Source organism: Nonomuraea sp. NPDC049028, from assembly GCF_043197735.1.
GTDB lineage: Bacteria > Actinomycetota > Actinomycetes > Streptosporangiales > Streptosporangiaceae > Nonomuraea.
This window is the reverse complement of the sequence record NZ_JBICTR010000015.1, coordinates 65500-86010: the sequence shown is the minus strand read 5'-3', so window position 1 is coordinate 86010 and position 20511 is coordinate 65500. Positions and strand designations below refer to the sequence as shown.

19 protein-coding genes are annotated in these 20511 nt (G+C 70.9%); 16 read left to right on the top strand and 3 right to left on the bottom strand.

What is annotated here, in order from left to right:
- The first annotated feature begins 20 nt into the window (after positions 1–20).
- From ACGFJ2_RS47975 to ACGFJ2_RS47930, 10 genes are read left to right on the top strand one after another with little or no spacing between them, the layout of a single operon-like run.
- Positions 21–962 carry a carbohydrate ABC transporter permease gene (locus ACGFJ2_RS47975; protein ID WP_393480062.1) on the top strand — a complete coding sequence of 314 codons (942 nt, stop codon included), beginning with the start codon at positions 21–23 and terminating at the stop codon, positions 960–962.
- Positions 959–1783, top strand: coding sequence for a carbohydrate ABC transporter permease (locus ACGFJ2_RS47970; RefSeq protein WP_393480060.1), 825 nt, complete (start codon positions 959–961; stop codon positions 1781–1783). Before ACGFJ2_RS47975 ends, ACGFJ2_RS47970 begins: the two co-directional genes overlap by 4 nt.
- 32 nt (positions 1784–1815) lie before the next feature.
- Positions 1816–3093 carry an ABC transporter substrate-binding protein gene (locus ACGFJ2_RS47965; RefSeq protein ID WP_393480057.1) on the top strand — a complete coding sequence of 426 codons (1278 nt, stop codon included), beginning with the start codon at positions 1816–1818 and terminating at the stop codon, positions 3091–3093.
- A 40-nt stretch (positions 3094–3133) separates the two neighbouring features.
- On the top strand, positions 3134–5101 hold the full coding sequence (locus tag ACGFJ2_RS47960; protein WP_393480055.1) for a PKD domain-containing protein: 1968 nt from the start codon (positions 3134–3136) through the stop codon (positions 5099–5101).
- 31 nt (positions 5102–5132) lie between these two features.
- Positions 5133–6251, top strand: a complete 1119-nt coding sequence (locus tag ACGFJ2_RS47955; protein ID WP_393480052.1) for a serine hydrolase domain-containing protein — start codon at positions 5133–5135, stop codon at positions 6249–6251.
- Between the two features lie 56 nt (positions 6252–6307).
- Positions 6308–7078 carry an IclR family transcriptional regulator gene (locus ACGFJ2_RS47950; protein ID WP_357952943.1) on the top strand — a complete coding sequence of 257 codons (771 nt, stop codon included), beginning with the start codon at positions 6308–6310 and terminating at the stop codon, positions 7076–7078.
- Between the two features lie 40 nt (positions 7079–7118).
- The gene (locus tag ACGFJ2_RS47945; RefSeq protein WP_393480049.1) at positions 7119–7979 is read left to right on the top strand and encodes a fumarylacetoacetate hydrolase family protein; all 861 of its coding nucleotides are present in this window, start codon (positions 7119–7121) and stop codon (positions 7977–7979) included.
- Complete coding sequence (locus ACGFJ2_RS47940) at positions 7979–8986, top strand: alcohol dehydrogenase catalytic domain-containing protein (RefSeq protein ID WP_357952940.1); 1008 nt, start codon at positions 7979–7981, stop codon at positions 8984–8986. Before ACGFJ2_RS47945 ends, ACGFJ2_RS47940 begins: the two co-directional genes overlap by 1 nt.
- A 26-nt stretch (positions 8987–9012) precedes the next feature.
- Positions 9013–11832 (top strand): FAD-binding and (Fe-S)-binding domain-containing protein, encoded by a 2820-nt coding sequence (locus tag ACGFJ2_RS47935; RefSeq protein WP_393480047.1) that lies wholly within the window; start codon positions 9013–9015, stop codon positions 11830–11832.
- Between the two features lie 45 nt (positions 11833–11877).
- A complete protein-coding gene (locus tag ACGFJ2_RS47930; protein ID WP_393480044.1) occupies positions 11878–12525 on the top strand; it encodes a DedA family protein in 648 nt (215 codons plus the stop codon).
- On the opposite strand, the gene ACGFJ2_RS47925 is transcribed toward ACGFJ2_RS47930, so the two are convergent.
- Positions 12469–13209 carry a GntR family transcriptional regulator gene (locus ACGFJ2_RS47925; RefSeq protein ID WP_357952934.1) on the bottom strand — a complete coding sequence of 247 codons (741 nt, stop codon included), beginning with the start codon at positions 13207–13209 and terminating at the stop codon, positions 12469–12471. The two genes, ACGFJ2_RS47930 and ACGFJ2_RS47925, sit on opposite strands and share 57 nt — an antisense overlap.
- 158 nt (positions 13210–13367) lie before the next feature.
- Here ACGFJ2_RS47925 and ACGFJ2_RS47920 point away from each other — a divergent pair, with 158 nt between their 5' ends.
- Positions 13368–14138: an inositol monophosphatase family protein gene (locus tag ACGFJ2_RS47920; protein WP_393480042.1), complete on the top strand. Its 771-nt coding sequence runs from the start codon at positions 13368–13370 to the stop codon at positions 14136–14138.
- Positions 14139–14243: 105 nt separating this feature from the next.
- Here ACGFJ2_RS47920 and ACGFJ2_RS47915 read toward each other — a convergent pair whose 3' ends face one another.
- Positions 14244–14969: a helix-turn-helix transcriptional regulator gene (locus ACGFJ2_RS47915; RefSeq protein ID WP_393480039.1), complete on the bottom strand. Its 726-nt coding sequence runs from the start codon at positions 14967–14969 to the stop codon at positions 14244–14246.
- A gap of 62 nt (positions 14970–15031) precedes the next feature.
- On the opposite strand from ACGFJ2_RS47915, the gene ACGFJ2_RS47910 reads away from it, so the two are divergent.
- Positions 15032–15928: an NAD(P)H-binding protein gene (locus ACGFJ2_RS47910; protein ID WP_393480037.1), complete on the top strand. Its 897-nt coding sequence runs from the start codon at positions 15032–15034 to the stop codon at positions 15926–15928.
- A gap of 51 nt (positions 15929–15979) precedes the next feature.
- Here ACGFJ2_RS47910 and ACGFJ2_RS47905 read toward each other — a convergent pair whose 3' ends face one another.
- Entirely contained in the window at positions 15980–16633 is a 654-nt protein-coding gene (locus ACGFJ2_RS47905) for a GntR family transcriptional regulator (protein ID WP_393480034.1), read from the bottom strand.
- A 68-nt stretch (positions 16634–16701) separates the two neighbouring features.
- Between ACGFJ2_RS47905 and ACGFJ2_RS47900 the strand changes: the two genes are divergently transcribed.
- The 4 genes from ACGFJ2_RS47900 (at position 16702) to ACGFJ2_RS47885 (ending at position 20485) form a co-directional block, all read left to right on the top strand.
- Positions 16702–17889, top strand: coding sequence for a CoA transferase (locus ACGFJ2_RS47900; protein WP_357952925.1), 1188 nt, complete (start codon positions 16702–16704; stop codon positions 17887–17889).
- Positions 17886–18713: a CoA ester lyase gene (locus tag ACGFJ2_RS47895; RefSeq protein ID WP_357952924.1), complete on the top strand. Its 828-nt coding sequence runs from the start codon at positions 17886–17888 to the stop codon at positions 18711–18713. Before ACGFJ2_RS47900 ends, ACGFJ2_RS47895 begins: the two co-directional genes overlap by 4 nt.
- Before the next feature lie 171 nt (positions 18714–18884).
- Positions 18885–20222, top strand: coding sequence for a TRAP transporter large permease subunit (locus tag ACGFJ2_RS47890; protein ID WP_357952922.1), 1338 nt, complete (start codon positions 18885–18887; stop codon positions 20220–20222).
- Between the two features lie 26 nt (positions 20223–20248).
- Positions 20249–20485: a hypothetical protein gene (locus ACGFJ2_RS47885; RefSeq protein WP_357952920.1), complete on the top strand. Its 237-nt coding sequence runs from the start codon at positions 20249–20251 to the stop codon at positions 20483–20485.
- Positions 20486–20511 lie beyond the last annotated feature (26 nt).

The following is a 20511-nucleotide window of genomic DNA, read 5'->3' as shown; positions in this document are numbered from 1 at the left end:
TTTCTTTTCTGGAGGAAACGATGGCGACAGTCCTCAGCCACGAGGTGCGGCGCCGCGCGCCCCGAGCCCGTCCACCTGGCCGGCGCCGCACCATCGGCCGGAACCTGTGGTGGTTCGTCATACCGGGCCTCGTGCTCTACCTCTACGTGGTGGTGATCCCCACCGCACAGGGCGTCTACATGTCGTTCACCAACTGGAGCGTGTATTCGCCGTCCCGTGACTTCGTGGGGCTGCGCAACTACAAGACAATCTTCAACGACGCCACCTCGTCCGACATTCTGGTGCGCACGCTGGTCATCGCCGTGGCGACGACGATCATCCAGAACGTGCTGGGCATGGTCTTGGCGCTGGTCCTGAACGCGCGGGTGTTCGGACGGAACGTGCTGCGGACCGTCATCTTCGCACCCGTCATCGTCTCGCCGCTGGTCTGCGGCTACCTGTTCAAGTACCTGTTCGCTCCGCCGGGCATCGGAGCCGTCAACGACATCCTCCAAGCGGTCGGGCTGGGGAGCCTCCAGGAGGACTGGCTCGGCCGGCCGGACACCGCGCTCACGGCGGTGATCGTCGTCGTCTGCTGGCAGTTCGTCGGCATGTCGATGGTCATCTACCTGGCAGGCCTCCAGGGCGTGCCGGCCGAGATCGTCGAGGCGGCGTCGATCGACGGCGCCGGCGCGGTGCGGAGGTTCTGGTACGTGGTCCGGCCGATGCTGGCCCCGGCCATCACGATCAATCTGATGCTCGGCCTCATCGGTGGCCTGAAGATCTTCGACCAGATCTACGCGACGACGCAGGGTGGGCCCGCCGGGCAGACGGAGACGATCTCCACGTTGATCTTCAAGCAGTTCAACATCGTGGGTGACTACGCCGCGTCCGCGGCGCTCGCTGTCGCGATGGCCGTCGCCGTCGCCGTCCTGTCCCTGATCCAGTTCACGGTCCTGCGCCGGCAGAAGGGCAACTCATGAACGCCAAGCGGCTGGGCGGCGCGCTCAACCATGTCTTCGCGTACGGCAGTGCCCTGCTCTTCGTCGTCCCCCTCTACATCTTGATCAACCTCGCCATTCGACCCGTCGACGACCTGTCGCCCGCGTTCCTGCCGACCACCCGGCCCACGACGGACAATCTGACCCGAGCACTCACGGAGTCGAACATCGGCCCGGCCATGGTCAACAGCACTGTCCTGACGACGATCTCCTGCCTGGCCATCGTCGTGCTCGCCACGATGGCGGCCTACCCCCTGGCCAGATCGACGGCCAAGCTGTCCAACGCCACCTTCTACCTGTTCCTCGTCGGCTTGCTGCTGCCCTTCCAGGTGGCGTTGCTGCCGCTCTACCTGACGATGCGGGACCTGGGGCTGCTCGGGTCGGTATGGTCGCTGATCATCTACTACGCGGGCCTGCAGATGCCGTTCGCGATCTTCCTGGTGACCACGTTCCTCAGAACCAGCGTGCCCATGGAGTACGAGCACGCCGCGCGCATCGACGGCTGTGGCGACGTGCGTGCCTTCATCCACGTCGTCGTGCCGCTCCTGCGGCCCGTCCTCGGCACCGTGGTCATCCTCAACGCCGTGGGCATCTGGAACGACTTCTTCACGCCGCTGCTCTACCTGGCCGGCAGCCACCAGGAGACGACCCCGGTGGTCATCTTCCAGTTCGTCGGCCAGTACACCGTCGAATGGCCGCTGGTCTTCTCCGGCCTCCTCATCTCGATGGCCCCGATCCTGATCCTTTATCTCGTCTTCCAGCGCTACGTGATCCACGGATTCGCCGGAGGGCTGAAGGGCTGACCCTTCGGCTCCAACCCCCCTGGAGAAAGTCAATGCGGATTTCCACCAAGGCGATGGGCTGCGCCCTGCTCGCCGGGCTCTCGCTGGCCGCCTGCTCGACCGCGCCCGCCGACAGCGGCGGCCCGGCCCCCACCTCCACCGCGTCGGGAGCCATCGGCGGCACGCTCACCATCCTCTACGTCAAGATGTTCCAGCCCGCCCTCGAGCCGGTCGTCAAGGCGTTCGAACAGAAATACCCCGGCACCAAGGTCGACGTGAACTACGTCAGCGGGGATGTCGGCAACCTCATCGGAACGCAGTTGCAGGCCGGCACCGCCGCCGACATCTTCGTCACGCTGCCGGGATCCGGCGGCGTCATGAACGTTCACACCCTCGCGGCGCAGGGCAAGCTCCTCGACCTGTCGGACTCGCCGTGGGTGTCCGGCATCCCGCGGCTGTGGCAGAGCGACATGGCGTTCAACGGCAAGACGTACGCGTACCCGGGAACGCTCCAGGGGCTGGGCGCCATCTACAACATGACCAAGCTCAAGGAACTGGGGCTGAAGCCCCCCAAGACCTGGAGTGAGGTGCTCGGCCTGTGCAAGAGCGCCAAGGACCACGGCCTCTACGCCTACGCGCAGGGGCTCAATGACAGCGCGGGCCCCCAGATGATGTTCCTCGCCCTGTCCGCGGACCTGGTGTACGGACCTACCCCGGACTTCTCCACCCAGCTCAAGGAGAAGAAGACCACGGTGCCGGCCTCGCCGTGGCGGCAGGTCCTCGACAAGTACAAGCAGATGAACGACGCCGGCTGCTTCGGCGAAGGCGTGATGGGCCGGACCCGGACCCAGGGTAGCGATGAGGTGGCCGCCGGCAAGGCCCTCGGGATCGTCGACGTGGGCGCCGCGATCGCGCCCATCGAGAAGGCGGCGCCGAAGAGCGAGCTCACGATCCTGCCCATGCCGGCCACCGACGATCCCGCCGGCACCTACTTCCCGGCTCTGCCCGGTTTCACGGTTTCGGCCAACGCCCAGGCCAAGAACCCGGCCGCGGCCAAGGCGTTCCTCAACATGCTGGCCGAGCCGGAGAACATCAGCGTGTACGCCAAGGGCTACGCGAGCGTGCCGCTGATCCCCGTCCCCGGCTTCAAGCCGCCCGCCAACCTGGCGGCCCTGAACGAGGCCATCGCCGCGGGGAAGTCCGCCAAGATCGCCGACTGGCCCAACCCCAAGGTCAACGACGTGGCCCAGCAGGGCGTGCAGGCGATCTTGCTCGGCAAGGACACCATCGACGAGGTGCTCCAGAAGATGCAGGAAGCGTTCGAAGGCTAGTCATCCCGACCTCGCGCGTACACACCTCTCGGAGCATCCAATGAAAAGAACGCTGCCACTTACCAGCGCGGTCACCGTCGGAGTCCTGCTCGGTCTACTACCGGCGCAGAGCGCGAGGGCGGCCCAGGCCGCCGAGTGCGCGGCCCGCACGCCCGGCGGGCCCGTGTGGGTCACCGCCGGCTGCGTCGACCCGCAGTTCGACCGACCCGTCATCGACAGTGAGACGGATCCGGCCGGCCCCGTGCCGCATCACAAGGTCTCGGGCCACTTCGAGGGCACCACCGTCAAGTTCACCGTCTACCTCCCACCCAAGAGCCAGTGGAAGGGCCGCTTCTTCCAGTACGTCTACCCCCTCCAGGACGAGAACGCCACAGACGACAACATCCGCTTCGGTGCGGACAGCGGCGCCTACACCGTCCAGATCAAGGGAACCATCGGCTACCGGGCCGATGCCGCGGCGGCCAAGTTCGCCAGGACAGTCGCCGCGAACTACTACGGCGAGCAGAGAAGGATCTACGGCTACATCTGGGGCGGCAGCGGCGGCTCGTACCAGACCATCGGTGCCATGGAGAACACGACGGGCGTGTGGGACGGCGCGGTGCCGTTCATCCCCGGGGTGCCGACCTCGATCCCGAACAACTTCTTCGTCCGCGCCTTCGCCCGGGTCGTCCTGCGGGACAAGGCGCAGCAGATCGCGGACGCGGTGAGCCCGGGGGGCTCGGGCGACCCCTACGCCGGTCTCACCTCGGTGGAGCGCGCGGTGCTGCGTGAGGTGACCAGGATGGGTGTGCCGCTGCGGGGCTGGGAGGATCATTCCTACCTGCTCGGCTTGACCGACCCCCAGGGTCTGCTCGGCTACGCGGGCACGATTCGCGCCACAGACCCCACCTACGCCGACGACTTCTGGAGCAAACCCGGCTACCTGGGTGCCGAGCAGTCGCCGCTCGGCGAGCTGTTCCGCGCCGCGAAGGTCGACCACCTGGCCACCATCACGCACGTCGATCCCACGAGCCTGACCCTGGACAGCGCTCCGCCGGCGAGCAGGACCTTCCTGGACTTCACGGTCTACGCCGCCGACGGCACGACAAAGATCGGCGCCCTCACGGGTTCGCTGAACGGCAAGGTGTTCACGCTCGGCAGCGGCAACGCGCCCGAGGTGCTGAAGGCGCTCGCGGCGGGCGTCAAACTGCGCGTCGACAACCGCTGGTCGCTCGCGCTCACCTCCTACCACCGCCACCAGGTCCCCACCCGGCCCGGCTTCTACGCCTGGGACCAGTTCCGTGACGCGAACGGGCGGCCGCTCTACCCGCAGCGCGCGGTCGAGGTGGGCCCGGGCGTGTCCCTCGGCGTCAGCGGCGGCGGCACGCACACCGGCACGTTCACCGGAAAAGTCATCATGGTCGCCAACCTGCTGGACGTCGATGCCTTCCCCTGGGACGCCGACTGGTACCGCGAGCAGGTGGGATCGGAGGACAACTTCCGTGTCTGGTTCACCGACAACGCCGACCACATCGGTCCCCACACCCCTTACCTGATCGACGGCACGGGCATCCTGCAGCAGGCGCTGCGGGATGTGAGCGCGTGGGCCGAGCGCGGGGTGACACCTGCGAAGTCCACTCGGTACAACGTGACCGACAGCCAGGTCGCCGTGCCGGCGAGGGCCGCGGCACGCCGAGGCGTGCAGCCCGTCATCGACCTGACCGCGCGAGGTCGTACCACCATCGAGGTTCCCGCGGGCAAGCCGGTCTCCTTCACGGCCGAGATCCAGACACCTGCGGGAACAGGCGCGATCGTGTCAACCGAGTGGGACTTCAAGGGCGACGGAACGTTCAGCGCGCGACCCTTCGGCCCTCGCCGCGCTTCCGCGGAGGTGCGGATGACGTTCACCTACACCAAGCCCGGGACCTACTTCCCGGCGTTGCGCGCCATCGCCCAGCGCGACGGTGACGCGAACACACCCTTCACGAAGATCCAGAACCTGGGCCGCATGCGGGTCGTCGTCCGTTGACCGGCTCCACGAACGGAGAGGAAACACCCTGATGACCTTGGTAGAGACCGGTTTCGACAAGGTGGCGGACGCCTTCTTGCGCACCGTCGCCGGCGACGAGCGCGCCGGCGCCGCGCTGTCGGTGTGGATGGACGGGACGCCGGTCGTCGACCTGCAGGCCGGTGTCGCGGATGAGCGCACGGGGCGCGCGTTCACGTCCGACACCCTCGTGCTGACGTACTCATGCACGAAGGGTATGGCGTCGGTCCTGGTGGCGATGCTCATGGAACGCGGTGCGCTGCCCGCGCTGGACACCCCGGTCGTCGATCTCTGGCCCGAATTCGGCGTACACGGAAAGGACGGGGTGACCATCGGCGACGCTCTGGCGCACCGGGCCGGTCTGTCGGCTCCGCGCCGCGACCTCACCTTCGAGGAGGTGCTGGACAACCTGCTGACGGCGGACGCCCTCGCCGCCCAGGAGCCGCTGTGGGCGCCCGGCGAGCATCACCAGTACCACGCGGTCACGCACGGGGCGATCACCGCCAAGCTCGTCACGCTCGGCACCGGCCAGGTGATCGGGCGCTGCTTCGAGGAGCACGTCGCTCGCCCGCTGAAAGCCGACGTCTGGATCGGGCTTCCGGACTCGGAGGAGCCACGCGTGGCCCGTGTCGTCACGGACGCGCTGGAGGAGGCAACGCCGACGGGCGACCCCGAGGCGATCTTCTGGCTGGAACGCGCGATAAACCTGGGTTGTGGTCTCACGATCGACCACCTCACCGAACCGCGCTTCCGCCGTGCCGGCCTGGCCGGCGTGACCGGCACGGCGACGGCGAGCGGACTGGCCCGGATGTGGTCGGCGACCGTTACGCCGACGAACGGCGTGCGCCTGATCAACGACGACTCCGTGCACGCGCTTTGCGAGGTGCGCAGCGAGGGAGCCCCGTACTTCTTCGTGGAGCCGCCCTATCAGTCCTGGGGCGCCGGGGTCATGGTGCCCTCGGACTGGCAGCGCTACCTCTCACCGGCGTCCTTCGGGCATGACGGGGCGGGCGGACAGGTGGCGTTCGCCGATCCTGAGGCACGGATGGGGTTCGCCTATCTGACGAACCGCATGGGCGATGGGGATCGCGGCAAGTCCGTCGTGGCGGCCCTCGCCCAAGCACTCGGCTGAAGCTGGTTGAGAGGAGAACTTCGTGCTTTTGGAATGATGGTCTAACATTCGGAATCATGTCCGAGCCTATGGAGGAACCCAAGCTCGTCGGGTCCGACCGGGTGCTGGCGGTGCTGGCCGAGCTGGCCCGCCACCCCGACGGGATCGGCCTGGAGGAGATGGCCCGCGCGGTGGCCAGCCCCAAGCCGACCGCGCATCGCGCCCTGGCCGCGCTGCGCCGCGCCGGGTTCGCCACCCAGAACGGCCACGGCCAGTACGTGCTGGGGGATGAGTTCCTGCGGATGGCCTTCGCCCACCACGAGGCCCGGCCCGACCACGTCCGGGTCACCCCGATCCTCAAGGCGCTGTGCGAGCGGTACGGCGAGACGGTGCACTACGCGGTGCTGGACGGCACCTCGGTCGTCTACCGCTCCAAGCTGGACCCGGCCGCCGGCGCGGTGCGGCTGACCTCGGTCGTCGGCGGCCGCAACCCGGCCCACTGCACCGGTGTCGGCAAGATGCTGCTCGCTCACTCCCTGCCGGACGAGGACGCGGTGCGCGCGTGGGTGGGCGGCCGGACGCTGGAGCGGCCGACCGAGCGCTCGGTCGGCACGGCCGAGGAACTGCACGCCGAGCTGGTACGCGTCCGTGAGCAGGGCTACGCCGTCGACGACCAGGAGAACGAGCCGGGCGTCAACTGCCTGGCGGTCCCGGCGTACCTGAACTCACCCGCCGTGCCCAGCGGCGCGATCAGCGTCAGCGGCCTGGCCTACCGCACGCCACTGGACAAACTCGTCGCCGACCTGCCCGCCATCCGAGCCATCGTGTCCGGCAAGGACCTCTCGTGAGGCCCGCCACCGCCCTACCGCAGATTCACGGAGACTGATCTTGTACCTCATGCGCATCGGCGCCCCCGGCGCCGAAAAGCCCGTCGTCCGCGTGGACGACACCCACTACGTGGACGTCTCTGATCTGACGCCCGACTTCGACGAGCGCTTCTTCGGCGCCGACGGCACGGCTCTGCTGGCCGGGCCGGTCGCCGAACGTATCGCGGCCGGTCAGGTGGCGGAGTTCGCCGGCGAGCGGGTCGGGGCGCCGATCGCCCGGCCGCACCAGATCCTGTGCATCGGCCTCAACTACAGCGACCACGCCGCCGAGACCGGCCAGGCCGTCCCGGATGAGCCGATCCTGTTCACCAAGTCGCCCAACACGCTGGTCGGCCCGTACGACGAGGTGCGGATCCCGCGCGGCTCGACGAAGACCGACTGGGAGGTGGAGCTGGGCATCGTCATCGGCCGCCGCACCTCCTACCTGGACTCGGTCGAGCAGGCCCGCGACGTCATCGCCGGCTACTGCGTGGTCAACGACGTCAGTGAGCGCGCCTTCCAGATGGAGCGCGGCGGGCAGTGGAGCAAGGGCAAGTCCGCCGAGACGTTCAACCCGGCCGGCCCCTGGCTGGTCACCCCCGACGAGATCGCCGACGTCACCGACCTCGGCATGCGGCTGGACGTCAACGGCGTGCGCCGCCAGACGGGCACCACCAAGACGATGATCTTCGATCCGTACGTCATCGTGCACCACCTGAGCCAGTTCATGGTGCTGGAGCCCGGCGACCTGATCAACACCGGCACCCCGCCCGGCGTCGGCATGGGTCACTACCCCCAGATCTGGCTCCAGCCCGGCGACGTGATGGAGCTCGGCATCGACGGGCTCGGCAGCCAGCGCCAGCAGGTCGTAGGGCCCCGCTAGTGCGTGCCCTCGTCCTGACCGGCCCGGGCAAGGCCGAGGTGCGGGAGGTGGAGCCGCCGCTCGCCGTCCCCGGCGAGGTGGTCGTCGACGTCGAGCGGGTCGGCGTGTGCGGCACGGACGTGGAGCTGTTCACCGGCGAGATGAGCTACCTGCGTACCGGCCGGTCCTGGTACCCGCTGCGCCCCGGTCACGAGTGGACCGGGGTGGTCAGCGCGGTCGGCGAGGGCGTGGACGGCGGCTGGCTGGGCCGCCGGGTCACCGGCGACACCATGCTCGGCTGCGGCCACTGCGACCGCTGCCAGGCCGGCAACCACCACGTCTGCGCCGACATGGTGGAGATCGGCATCAGCCGCGGCCGTCCCGGAGCCCTGGCCGAGCAGCTCGCCGTGCCGGCCACGGCCCTGCACGCGCTGCCCGACATGATGGACGCCACGCTCGGCGCACTGGTCGAGCCGGGCGCCAACGCGCTCAGGGCCTTCCGCGCCGCCGGGCTGCGGCCGGGGGAGCGGCTGCTGGTCCTCGGCACGGGCGCGATCGGCCTGCTCGTGGCCTTGTTCGCCCGCGCGGAAGGCGTAGAGGTGCACCTGATGGGGCTGCACACCCCGGATGTCGCGCGGGCCCTCGGACTCACCGGCGTCTGGACCCGGCAGACGCTGCCGGAGCTGCCGTGGCATGCCGTGGTCGACGCCTCCAACGCCCCGCAGCTGCCCGCCCTGGCGCTCGACCTCGTCGAGCCCGCGCGACGCGTCGTCTACATCGGCCTGGCCGGGACACCGAGTACCCTCGACACCCGCGACCTGCTGCTGCGGGACGTCACCGCGGTCGGCATCCTCGGCGGCTCGGCCGGGCTGGCGGGCGCCATCGCCGCCTACGCCGACGGTTCGCCGGCCCCCCGCCCGCTGGTGGCCGCGACGGTCGGCCTGGCCGCGACGGCCGAGGTCCTGGCCGGGCACCGGCCTGACGACGCCGGCCCCGGCCCGAAGATCCACATAGATCCGCGACTGTGAGATCCGCGACTGTGAGAGAAGCACGCGTGAGCAGCACGATGCCCGTCCCCGATGCCGCCGTACTGTCGGCGGTGGAGGCAGCCGTCCCCGGGATCGCCCGCACCAGGGCCAGTGACCGGCTCGGCATGGCGCACGACGCCTCGCACTACCTGCTCACGCCGCAGGCGGTGCTGGTGCCCGAGAGCGCGGAGCAGGTGGCGGCGCTGCTGCGTACGGGCCTGCCGCTCACCTTCCGTTCCGGCGGCACCAGCCTGAGCGGGCAAGGGGTCAGTGAGCACCTCCTGGTGGACACCCGGCGGCATTTCCGCGGCATCGAGGTGCTGGACGGCGGGGCGCGGGTGCGGGTGCAGCCGGGCGTGGTGCTGCGGCAGGTCAACGCCCGCCTCGCGCCGTACGGCCGCAAGCTCGGCCCGGACCCGGCGAGTGAGTCGGCGTGCACGATCGGCGGCGTCGTGGCCAACAACTCCAGCGGCATGACCTGCGGCACGCACGCCAACACCTACCAGACCCTGGAGTCGATGACGCTGGTACTGCCCAGCGGCACCGTCATCGACACCGGCGCCCCCGACGCCGACGAGCGGCTGCGCGCCCTGGAGCCCGCGCTGGCCGAGGGCCTGGAACGGCTGCGCGACCGGGTGCGCGGCAACCCCGACTCGGTGGGTCGCGTCACCGCCCAGTTCTCGCTGAAGAACACCATGGGCTACGGCCTCAACAGCTTCCTCGACCACTCATCGCCCGCGCAGATCCTGGCCCACCTGGCCATCGGCAGCGAGGGCACCCTGGGCTTCGTCGCCGAGGCGGTGCTGCGTACGGTCCCCGCCCACCCGCTGGCCGCCACCGGCCTGCTCGTCTTCCCCACCCTGCGCCAGGCCATGGCCGCGATGCCCGATCTGGTCGCCGCCACGCCCGCCGCCGTCGAACTGCTGGACGCCGAATCCCTGCGCGTGGCCCAGACCGACCCCAAGGCCGACGAGGTGTTGCGCACGCTCGCCGTCGCCGAGCACGCCGCCCTGCTGATCGAATGGCAGGAAGCGGACCCGGATCTCCTGGCCGAACGAGAACGGGCGGCCGAGGAGCTGTTCCCGCGGCTGGCGCTGTCGGCCCCGGCCCGGCTGAGCAGGCAGGCGGGCGGCCGGGCCGCGTTGTGGCATATCCGCAAAGGTCTGTACGCCTCCGTCGCCGGCGCCCGCCCCAGCGGCACCACCGCTCTGCTGGAGGACGTCGCCGTTCCGGTGCCCGCCCTGGCCGACCTGTGCGACGAGCTGATCGCCCTGTTCTCCGAGCACCGCTACGAGCGCAGCGTCATCTTCGGCCACGCCAAGGACGGCAACCTGCACTTCATGCTCAACGAGCGCTTCGACACCGACCTGGAGCGCTACGCCGACTTCACCGAGGACATGGTGCGGGCCGTCCTGGCCCGGGGCGGCACGCTCAAGGCCGAGCACGGCACCGGCCGGGTCATGGCCCCGTTCGTGCGCCGCCAGTACGGTGATGAGCTGTATGAGGTGATGCGCGAGGTCAAGCGCCTGTGCGACCCGGCCGGCGCGCTCAACCCCGGCGTCGTCCTGACCGACCGCGACGACGCGCACCTGCGGGACCTCAAGGCCGTCGTCACCGTCGAGCCCGAGGTGGACCGGTGCGTGGAGTGCGGCTACTGCGAGCCGGTCTGCCCCAGCCGCGACCTGACGACCACCCCGCGCCAGCGCATCGTGCTGCGCCGCGAGCTGGCCGCCGCCCAGGCCGCGGGCGACCACGAGCTCGCCCGGCGACTGGAGGAGGAGTACGGCTACGACGCCGTGGACACCTGCGCCGTGGACGGCATGTGCGCCACCGCCTGCCCGGTCCTGATCAACACCGGCGACCTGACCAAGCGCCTGCGCGGCGAGCGTCACGGTCGCCTTGCCCAGAAGGGCTGGAAGGCCGCCGCCAAGCACTGGAGCGGGGTGACCGGCGCGCTCGACCTGGCGTTGGACACGGCGAAGGCGGTCCCGCCCCTTTTGCCGGAGGCGGCCAGTCGTGCCGCTCGCTCCGTCACCGGCTCCGAGGCCGTTCCGGGGTGGACCCGCGACCTGCCGCGGGGCGGGAAGCGCCGCCGGCCGGATCCGGTGGAGAACGCGGACGCGGTGTATGTCCCGTCCTGCCTGAACACCTTGTTCGCCCCCGCCGACGGCGGCCCCGGCGTAATGGACGCGTTCACCCGCCTGGCCGCGCGCGCGGGCGTGCGGCTGCACGTCCCGGAAGGGATCGGCGGCCTGTGCTGCGGCACTCCCTGGTCGTCCAAGGGCTACACCGATGGCCATGACCTCATGGCCCGCCGCGTGGCCGACACCCTGCTCGAAGCCACTGGGCTCGAAGCCACTGGGCTCAAAGCCTCCGGCCAGGGCCGGATCCCGGTCGTCAGCGACGCCGCCTCCTGCACCGAGGGCTTCCACCGCCTGACCGACTCGCTGGGACAGGACCTGCGGGTGCTCGACGCGGTCGCCTTCACCGCCGAGCACCTCCTGCCCCGCCTGACCGTACTCCGCCGCCGCCCGTCCCTGGCCCTGCATCCCACCTGCTCCTCCACCCGCCTCGGCCTGGACGCCGCCATCACCCGGATCGCCGAAGCGGTCGCCGAGCGGGTGGTCGTCCCCGACGGGTGGCAGTGCTGTGCCTTTGCCGGTGACCGCGGCCTGCTCCATCCGGAGCTCACCGCCTCGGCCACCCACGCCGAAGCCGCCGCCGTACGAGCCGGCGACTTCGCCGCGCACGCCTCGGTCAACCGCACCTGCGAGCTCGGCCTGACCCGCGCCACCGGCCGGCCGTACCACCATCTGCTCGAACTCCTCGACCAGGCCACCGCCTGAAGACGAACGTCCGCCTATGGCGGTCGGCCGGGCTAGGGTTGCTGCGTGCACATCGACGAACTGCTGCAGGCCATCCCGCCCGCGTGGCTGTGTGCCCTGGTCGGCCTGGTGATCGGGGTCGAGAGCCTCGGCATCCCGCTGCCCGGCGAGATCGTGCTGGTCAGCGCCGCGCTCTTGTCCGCCAAGGGCGTCGTCAGCCCCGTGTGGGTGGGCGTCTGCGCGAGCGCGGGGGCGATCGTCGGCGACTCCATCGGCTACGCCATCGGCCGCAAGGGCGGCAAGCCACTGTTCGAGCGACTCGGACGGCGCTTCCCCAAGCACTTCGGGCCCCACCACATCGGCAAGGCCGAGCACTACTTCGACCGGTTCGGGGTGTGGGCCGTGTTCGTCGGGCGCTTCATCGCGCTGCTGCGCATCCTGGCCGGGCCGCTGGCGGGGGCGTTGCGCATGCCGTACTGGCGATTCCTGATCGCCAACGTGCTCGGCGGGATCGTCTGGGCGGGCGGCACCACCGCGGTGATCTTCTATCTCGGCATGGTCGCCGAGAAGTGGCTGAAGGGCTTCTCATGGGTGGGGCTCGTGGCGGCGGTGCTGTGCGGCATCGCCACCACCTGGTACGTCAAGCGGCGCGCGGCCTCAGCGCTCGATGAGGGTGACCTCAAGGGAGTAGAGCGAGGCCCGGTAGACATGTGAGCCGTGCTCGACGGCCCTGCCCTGGTCGTCGTAGGTGGTGCGGAGCATGGTCAGGAGCGGGGCGCCGCGCCGCTCGTCCAGCAGTTTGGCCTCGGCCTGGTTCGCCGCGCGGGCGCCGATGCGCTGGTTGGCCACCCGCATCCGCACACCCGCGCCGCGCAGCAGCTCGTACAGGCCGCGGCCCTCCAGGTCGGCCGCCGTCAGCTGGGCCAGGCCCAGCGGCAGCCAGTTGTGCAGCACGGCCAGCGGCTCGCCGGCGGCGAAGCGGAGCCGTTCGAGGTAGAGCACGTCGGCGCCGGGCTCGACGCCCAGGACGGCGGCGATCTCCTCGCTCACCGGCCGCGGCTCCAGGGCGAGAACCTGGGTCGCCGGTTCCTGGCCCGAGCGGCGCAGGTCGTCGTAGAGGCTGGTGAGCTCGACCGAGCGTTTGACCTGCCCGTGCACCACCTGGGTGCCGACGCCGCGCTTGCGGACCAGCAGGCCCTTGTCCACCAGATATTGGATGGCCTGGCGGATCGTGGGCCTGGACAGGCCCAGCTTGTCGGCGAGCAGGATCTCGTTGTCCAGCCGGGAGCCGGGCGCCAGGTCGCCTCGCCGGATCGCCTCGGCGATCTGCTCGGCCACCTGGAAGTAGAGCGGCACGGGGCTGGAGCGGTCCAGGTCGATCGCCAGGTTCGCGGTCATGCTGATCAGATTAACCCAGGTCAGAATGTCCTGACAAATCTCGCGCGTAGGCAGTAGGTCATGACAATCTGCTGTCTTGACATAATTGAAGAAGTACGTCGAATGCCCGGAATTGGGCATGACCGTGCTGATGAGCGTGAAGTGCCCCTGGAGGAGACATGGACGCGACACAGTTGCTCGACACCGCCTCGGAAGCGGCCAGGGCGGTCGGGCCGAGGCTGCGCAAGGCCTTCAGGTCGAGGCCGCCGGTCGCCACCAAGCGCGACTTCCACGACCCGGTCACCGAGCATGACCGGGCGGCGGAGGAGACGATCCGCGCCGTCATCACCGCCCGCTGGCCCGGCAGCGCGATCGTGGGGGAGGAGGGCGGCGTCACCGGCTCGGGCGAGCTGCGCTGGTACGTCGACCCGATCGACGGCACCGCCAACTTCGCCGCCGGCCTGCCGTTCTTCTGTGTCTCCATCGCCGCCGCGGTGGCGGGTGAGCTGGTGGCGGGCGTCGTGTACGACCCGGTGCGTGAGGACGAGTTCACCGCCTCCACGCTGGGCGCCTGGTGCAACGGCACCCCGATCCGCAGCCAGGGGGCCACCCGTGACAGGGAGGCGATGCTGCTGTCCAGCTACCCCACGCCGCTGGACCTGGAGCTCGACGGGGAGCGGGCGCTGCGCCGATTCGGCCGCTTCCTGGAGTCCTTCGCCGCCGTACGCCGTCCGGGCAGCGCCGCGCTCAAGCTCGCGCACGTCGCCGCCGGGTGGGCCGACGTCGCGTACGGCACCCGCTCCCACCCGTGGGACGTGGCGGCGGGCGCTTTGCTGGTCCGGCAGGCGGGCGGCGTCTACGTCGGCGACCCGCTGGAGGCAGGCGACTATCTGGCGCATGTGGGCGGCTTCGACCTGCGCGGCTCCGCCCTCGCCGAGGTGGCGCCCTGAGCGGGGCCGTACTGTTGGCAGCCGGTCTGCTGAGCGTCGCGATGCCGGTCCGCGTCGGCGGCCCGGCGCTCATTACCGCTGCTGCCGCCGCGACCACCTGAGCTCTCAGTCCTTGGGCCGGCGGCCGAAGTCCGTGGCGAGCCAGGTCGCGAGGTCGTCGGCCGGCCGGCCGCGGTCGCCGGACCCCGGTTCCCCCGCCTCCGGCTCCCGCACGCGGTCGAGGCGGAACACCCGCCAGTCGCCGGCGTCGAGGTCGTGGGCGAGAACGTACCAGCGTCCGCGGGTGTAGATGCACCGCACCGCCTCCACCCGCCGCCGGCTGGCGGTCCCATGCCGGTCGCGGTAGCCGAACCGCAGCACGAGGTCCTGATCGGCCGCATGGAGCAGCGCCGCCAGGGTCGAGGGTTCCACGCCCTCACCCTCGCCGTCGACGTTCTCGCTGCCCGCGGCGGCGGTGTCCAGGACGGTGCGCAGCCGCCGCGGGAGCACCTGCGACAGCTTGGCCAGCGCCCGGTGCGCGGCGTCCCCGGCGAGGATCCCCTCGGCCATGCGCAGGGCCGCCACCAGAGCCACGACCTCGTCGTCCTGGAAGACCAGCGGCGGCATCCGGTGCCCCGGGCGCAGCGCGTAGTGGCCACCCGGCCCAGGCCGGCCCTCGACGGCGTAGCCGAGCCTCTGCAGGCGGGCCACGTCGCGACGCAAAGTGCGGGTGCTGACCTCGAGCCGCCCGGCCAGATCGGAAGCCGACCAGCTCGGCCGGGCGGCCAGCAACTCCAGCAGCAGGAGGGTCCGTCCGGCGGGATCGCCATCGGCAGGGGCGAAATCGGTCATGACTCCAGTGTCGCCACAATCGCGGACAGGATCCGGCCACATCTCCCCATACGGTGGAGGTCATGGAGATCGCAATCACAGCACCGTCCGGCAACGTCGGCCGCTTCCTGGTCGGTCACCTGGTCCGGGCCGGTATCCGTCCGCGGCTGCTGAGCCGCCACCCCGAGCAGCCCCGCGCGACCTGGGGCGACCTCGTCGACGCCCGCGAGGTCGACCTGCGGGACGCCGCGGCCGTCACCGAGGCGACCCGCGGCGTCGACGCGCTGTTCCTGGTCGTGCCGCCCGGCGAGGCCGCCGACCCCGTCGCGGCGTACGCCGAGGTCGGCGAGGTCGTCGCCGCCGCGGTCGCCGAGAACCGCGTCCCCCGCACCGTCCTGCAGAGCAGCGTCGGAGCGGAGCTGCGCGAGGGCGCCGGTGAGATCGACGGGCTGGCCCTTGCCGAGGAGGCGCTGGACCGGGTCGTCGCCAAGCACGCCGATCTCGCCGTCACCCACCTGCGGTGCGGCTACTTCTTCAGCAACCTGCTGTTCGAGCTCGACAGCATCCGCTCGGGCACCGTGGCCGTGCTCCTGCCCACCGGCCAGCGGTTCTCCTGGGTCGCGCCGGCCGACATCGCCGCGGTGGCCGCGTCCCTGCTGCTGCGCGCCGACTGGTCGGGGCGCCGGGTGCAGGCCGTGCACGGACCACAGGACCTGTCCTGGGACGACGCCGTGGCCGTGGTCGGCGACGTCCTGGGCCGCACGGTCACCGCCCACCGCGTCGCCGACGACGAGATGCGCGCCACGCTGGCCGGTGCCGGCATGTCCCCGGCGTGGGTCGAGGCCATCATGGGCATGTCGACCGGGCTGCGCGATGGATTCGTCCCCGAGCAGCCGAGGACCCCCGTGACCACGACCGACACGACGCTCGGAGCATGGGCCTGGGCCGAACTCCGTCCCGCCCTCGACGCGACTGGGTGACGCGTGCCCGACCTGTGAGGACCACCGCCGGGGGTGTCCGGCTGAGGGCGGTCAGTGGCCCTTGCGGTAGTCGCCGGCCAGGCGTACGTGCTCGATCATGATGTGCTCGGCCGCGGCGCCGTCGGCGGCGGCCAGGGCGGCCAGGATGCCCTCGTGCGCGTCGAGCTGCAGCTTGACCTGCTCGTCGTCGAGCCACAGCGACGCCCCGGCGGGCACGGGGAAACTGTCGCGGACCGCCCTGGCGTGCTGGCCGAGGAAGGCGGGACCGCCGATGTCGGCGATGCGCAGGTGGAAGAGCCTGCTCTGCTCGCCCAGCCGCTCGTGCCGGCCCTCTTCGGCATCAAGGATCATCGAGGCGTGCAGCTCGCGCAGCGCGGCCAGGTCGGCGGCGGTGATCCGGGTGGCGGCCAGCCGGGCGCCCAGGCCCTCGACGACCGCCCGCAGGCCGTAGTACTCCTCCACCGCCTCGTCGCCCAGGTCGACCACGGTCGCGCCGTGGTGGGCCTCGTAGCTGATCAGCCGGTCCTTCTCCAGTCTGCGCAGCGCCTCGCGGACCGGCGTGACCGAGACGCCGAGCCTGCGGGCCACCGCTCCGGCGCGCAGGGCGGTGCCACCGGGGATCCTGGCCGTGCGGATCTCCTCGAGCAGCACGTTGTAGACGTATTCGGCTTTGCTCAAGGGAGGACGCGGCTCGCTGGTCGGCATGACCATCAGTGTCCCGCAATCTGAGAAGCGTATTGACCTATGACATATTTCTTATAAGTTACATCGTTATGACGAGCCTCGCCGACCTGCGGGTCATCGACGCCGCGACGTTGTTCGCCGGGCCATCCACCGCGATGATGCTCGGCGACTTCGGCGCCGACGTGATCAAGATCGAGCATCCCCGCCGCGGCGACCCCTCGCGCGGGCACGGCGCCTCGGTCGACGGGGTGGGCCTGTGGTGGAAGACGCTGTCGCGCAACAAGCGCGCCGCCGCCGTCGACCTGTCGCGCGCCGAGGGACAGGAGATCCTGCGCCGCCTGGTCGAACGCTCCGATGTGCTGGTCGAGAACTTCCGCCCCGGCACCCTGGAACGCTGGGGCCTGGCCCCCGGCGACCTCATGGACATCAACCCCCGCCTGATCGTGGCGCGGATGACCGGCTTCGGGCAGTTCGGCCCGATGTCCAGTCAGCCCGGTTTCGGCACGCTGGCCGAGGCGATGAGCGGGTTCGCGGCCATGACCGGCCAGCCGGACGGCCCGCCCACCCTGCCGCCCCTGGCCCTGGCCGACGGCATCGCCGGGCTGGCCATGTCGTACGCGATCATGGTCGCCCTGCGCGCCCGCGAGCAGACCGGCCGCGGCCAGGTCGTCGACATGGCCATCATCGAGCCGATCCTGGGCATCCTGGGCCCGCAGATGAGCGCCTACAAGGCACTCGGCGTCGTGCCCCAGCGCACCGGCAACCGCTCCAGCAGCAACGCGCCGCGCAACACCTACCGCACTCGCGACGGCCGCTGGCTGGCCATCTCCACCAGCGCCCAGCCCATCGCCGAACGCGTGGTCACCCTGGTCGGCCGGCCCGACCTGGTCGAGCAGCCCTGGTTCGCCAGCGGCCAGGGCCGGGTCCAGCACGTCGACGAACTCGACGAGGCCGTGGCCTCCTGGATCGCCGAACGCGACGCCGACGAGGTCATCGCCCGCTTCAAGGAGGCCCAGGCGGCGGTCGCCCCCATCTACGACGTCTCCGACATCGCCAAGGACCCGCAGTACGCCGCCCTCGACACCTTCATCGAGGTGCCGGACGAGGAACTGGGCACGGTCACCATGCAGAACGTGCTGTTCCGCCTGTCCGACACACCCGGCGCGGTCTCCTGGCCGGGGCGCCCCCTCGGCCATGACACCGACCAGGTGCTCGGCGAACTCGCCTACGGGCCCGAGGAGATAGCCCGGCTGCGCGAGGACGGGGTGATCGCGTGAACACCCCCGTCACCTGGCTGTACGTCCCCGGGGACCGGCCCGAGCGGTTCGACAAGGCCGCCGCCTCCGGGGCGGACGTGGTCATCATCGACCTGGAGGACGCGGTCGCGCCCGTCCGCAAGGACGAGGCCAGGGCCAACGCCGCCGCCTACCTGGCGAGCCGAGGCCGCAGCGGATCCGTCGAGGTGCACGTCAGGATCAACGACCTGGCGGGCGGGCGCGGGCGCGACGACCTCGACGCGCTGGCCGGCCTGCCGGGGCTCGACGCGGTCCGGCTGCCCAAGGTCGAGTCGGCCGGCGTCCTGGACGGGCTGGGCGTCAGGGCGTACGCGCTGCTGGAGTCCGCGGCCGGGATCGTCGCCGCCCAGGCCATCGCCGCCCACCCGGCCGTGGCGGGCATCGCGCTCGGCGAGCAGGACCTGGCCGCCGAGCTGTCGATCACCGACGAGAGCGCCATGAACCACCTGCGGCTCCAGGCGGTCATCGCCGCCGCGGCCGCCGGACTGCCGCCCGTGCCGATGTCGGTCTACCCCGATGTCAAGGACGAGGCCGGTCTGGCGGCCTCCTGCCGGGCGGGCCGCGCGCTGGGCCTGTTCGGCAGGACCGCGATCCATCCCCGCCAGATCCCGGTGATCAGGCGGGCGTTCGCTCCCACACGGGAGGAGAGGGACCGGGCCGCCGAGATCGTCCAGGCGGCCGAGCAGGCCGAGCGCGCCGGGGCGGGCGCTGTCGCGCTGCCCGACGGCCGCTTCGTCGACGCGCCGATCGTCGCCAGGGCCCGTCGTACGTTAGATCTCGCCGAGCGGCTCGCGCCCGAGGGCTGACCTTTCACAGCGGCCGACATCGCACGCCCGAGGACTGACCTTTAGCGGCGGCTGGTTTTCCCGCGCCCGAAGGCTGATCTTTCGCCGCGGCCGGCTTTTGCGCGCCCGAGCACCGACTCCATAAGCCGCAGCTCCCTTTTCGCCACCACCCCCAACGGAGGCCATTTCGCCATGGGCATCGCCGTCTGGGCGCTCGTCGCCTATATCGCCATCATCGTCGTCTGGAACGGCGTGCTGAAACGCAACATCGGTGAGGCCATGCTCATCGGTTTCCTCGGGGTGTGCCTGTTCGGCGGTACCGGCTTCCTCGGCCTGGCCTGGGCGGGCATCTCCGACGCGCTGGCCGAGGAGGTCGTCTTCGCCGCCCTGGCCTTCGTGTTCATGGGCTACCTGCTCACCAAGCTGGGGCTGATCCAGGAGCAGGTGACCGTACTGAACTCGATCTTCGGGCGGCTGCGCGGCGGCGCCGGGTACGTCTCCACCTCCGCCGCGGCGCTGCTCGGCGGGCCCGCCGGGTCCGGGTCCGGCATCGCCGCCTCGGTGGGGTCGGTGACGATCCCGTGGATGACCAGGTCCAACTGGCGGCCCGACCTGGCCGCCGCGCTGGTGGCGGGCAACGCCGGGCTGGGCATCTCGATCCCGCCGAGCTCGTCGATGTTCCTGCTGCTCGGCTCGGCCGCCGTGGCGCCCGTGCTGACGGCCGACCAGCTGTTCGTGCCCGCGCTCGTCGGCGGGTTGTGGACCGTGCTCTACCGCTTCATCGTCGTGTTCGTCTGGGTACGGCGCCACCGGATCGAGGCCACCGACGCCGCCGACCTGATTCCGTTGCGGGCCGCCCTGCGCGCCGGGTGGACGTCGCTGCTGGTGTACGCGGGCATCGCCGTACCGGTGGTCATGACCCTCGACTTCGGCGTCAAGTGGATGGAGTCGCGCGTCGGCGAGGCTGCGGACGACATCAGCATCGTCGTCTGGATCCCCGTGCTGACCATCCTGGCCACGCTGGCCGTGGCCTGGAAGCGGCTGCCGCGCACCGGGCGGGCCTGGAACGAGCTGCTGGGCGACATGGCCCCGCGCTACGCCGTGATCGGCGCGACGCTGTTCTTCGCCTTCGCGGCCGCGGCCAGCCTGGGCGAGCTCGGCCTGGTCGACCAGCTCACCGCCATCATGAAGGGGCTGAACGCGCCGGTCGCCGTCATCGCCACGCTGGTCGGGCTGCTGATCGTGATCATCGCGGCGCCGCTGACCGGGAGCGCGACGATCGCCGCCGTCGGCGGGGTGGCCTTCAGCGCCCTGACGGCGGCCGGGGTCTCGCCCGTGGCCGCGGCCACCGCCATCATGATCTTCGCCTCCACCGAGGGCGCCTCTCCTCCCGGCGCGGCACCCATCTACATCGCCAGCGGCATCGCCGGGGTGGACCCGGCCAGGACCTTCGGACGGCTCATCATCTGGTTCGTCATCCCGATCCTGGCCCTCGGCGTGCTGGTGGCGACCGGCGTGCTGCCGATCTGATCTGATCTCCCCGAAAGGAATCCGCAGTGGACACCCTCAAGCGCGTGACGATGGCGCTGTTCAAGATCGGGCTCGTCGTGTTCCTCGTCCTCGGCGTCGTGGTGGTGCTGATCCAGGCCGTCGGCCTGGTCGCCGGCACCCCGGGGCTGGTCTCCGGCGCCGTGTCGAGCCTCGGCTTGGCGATGACCGTGGCGGCCGGGGCCACCGGGCTGTTCGGCTTCGTGATGTCGTACCTGTTCCACTGGAAGGCGGGGGAGGACTGAGGCTTCCGCTGGAAGGCGGGAAGGCG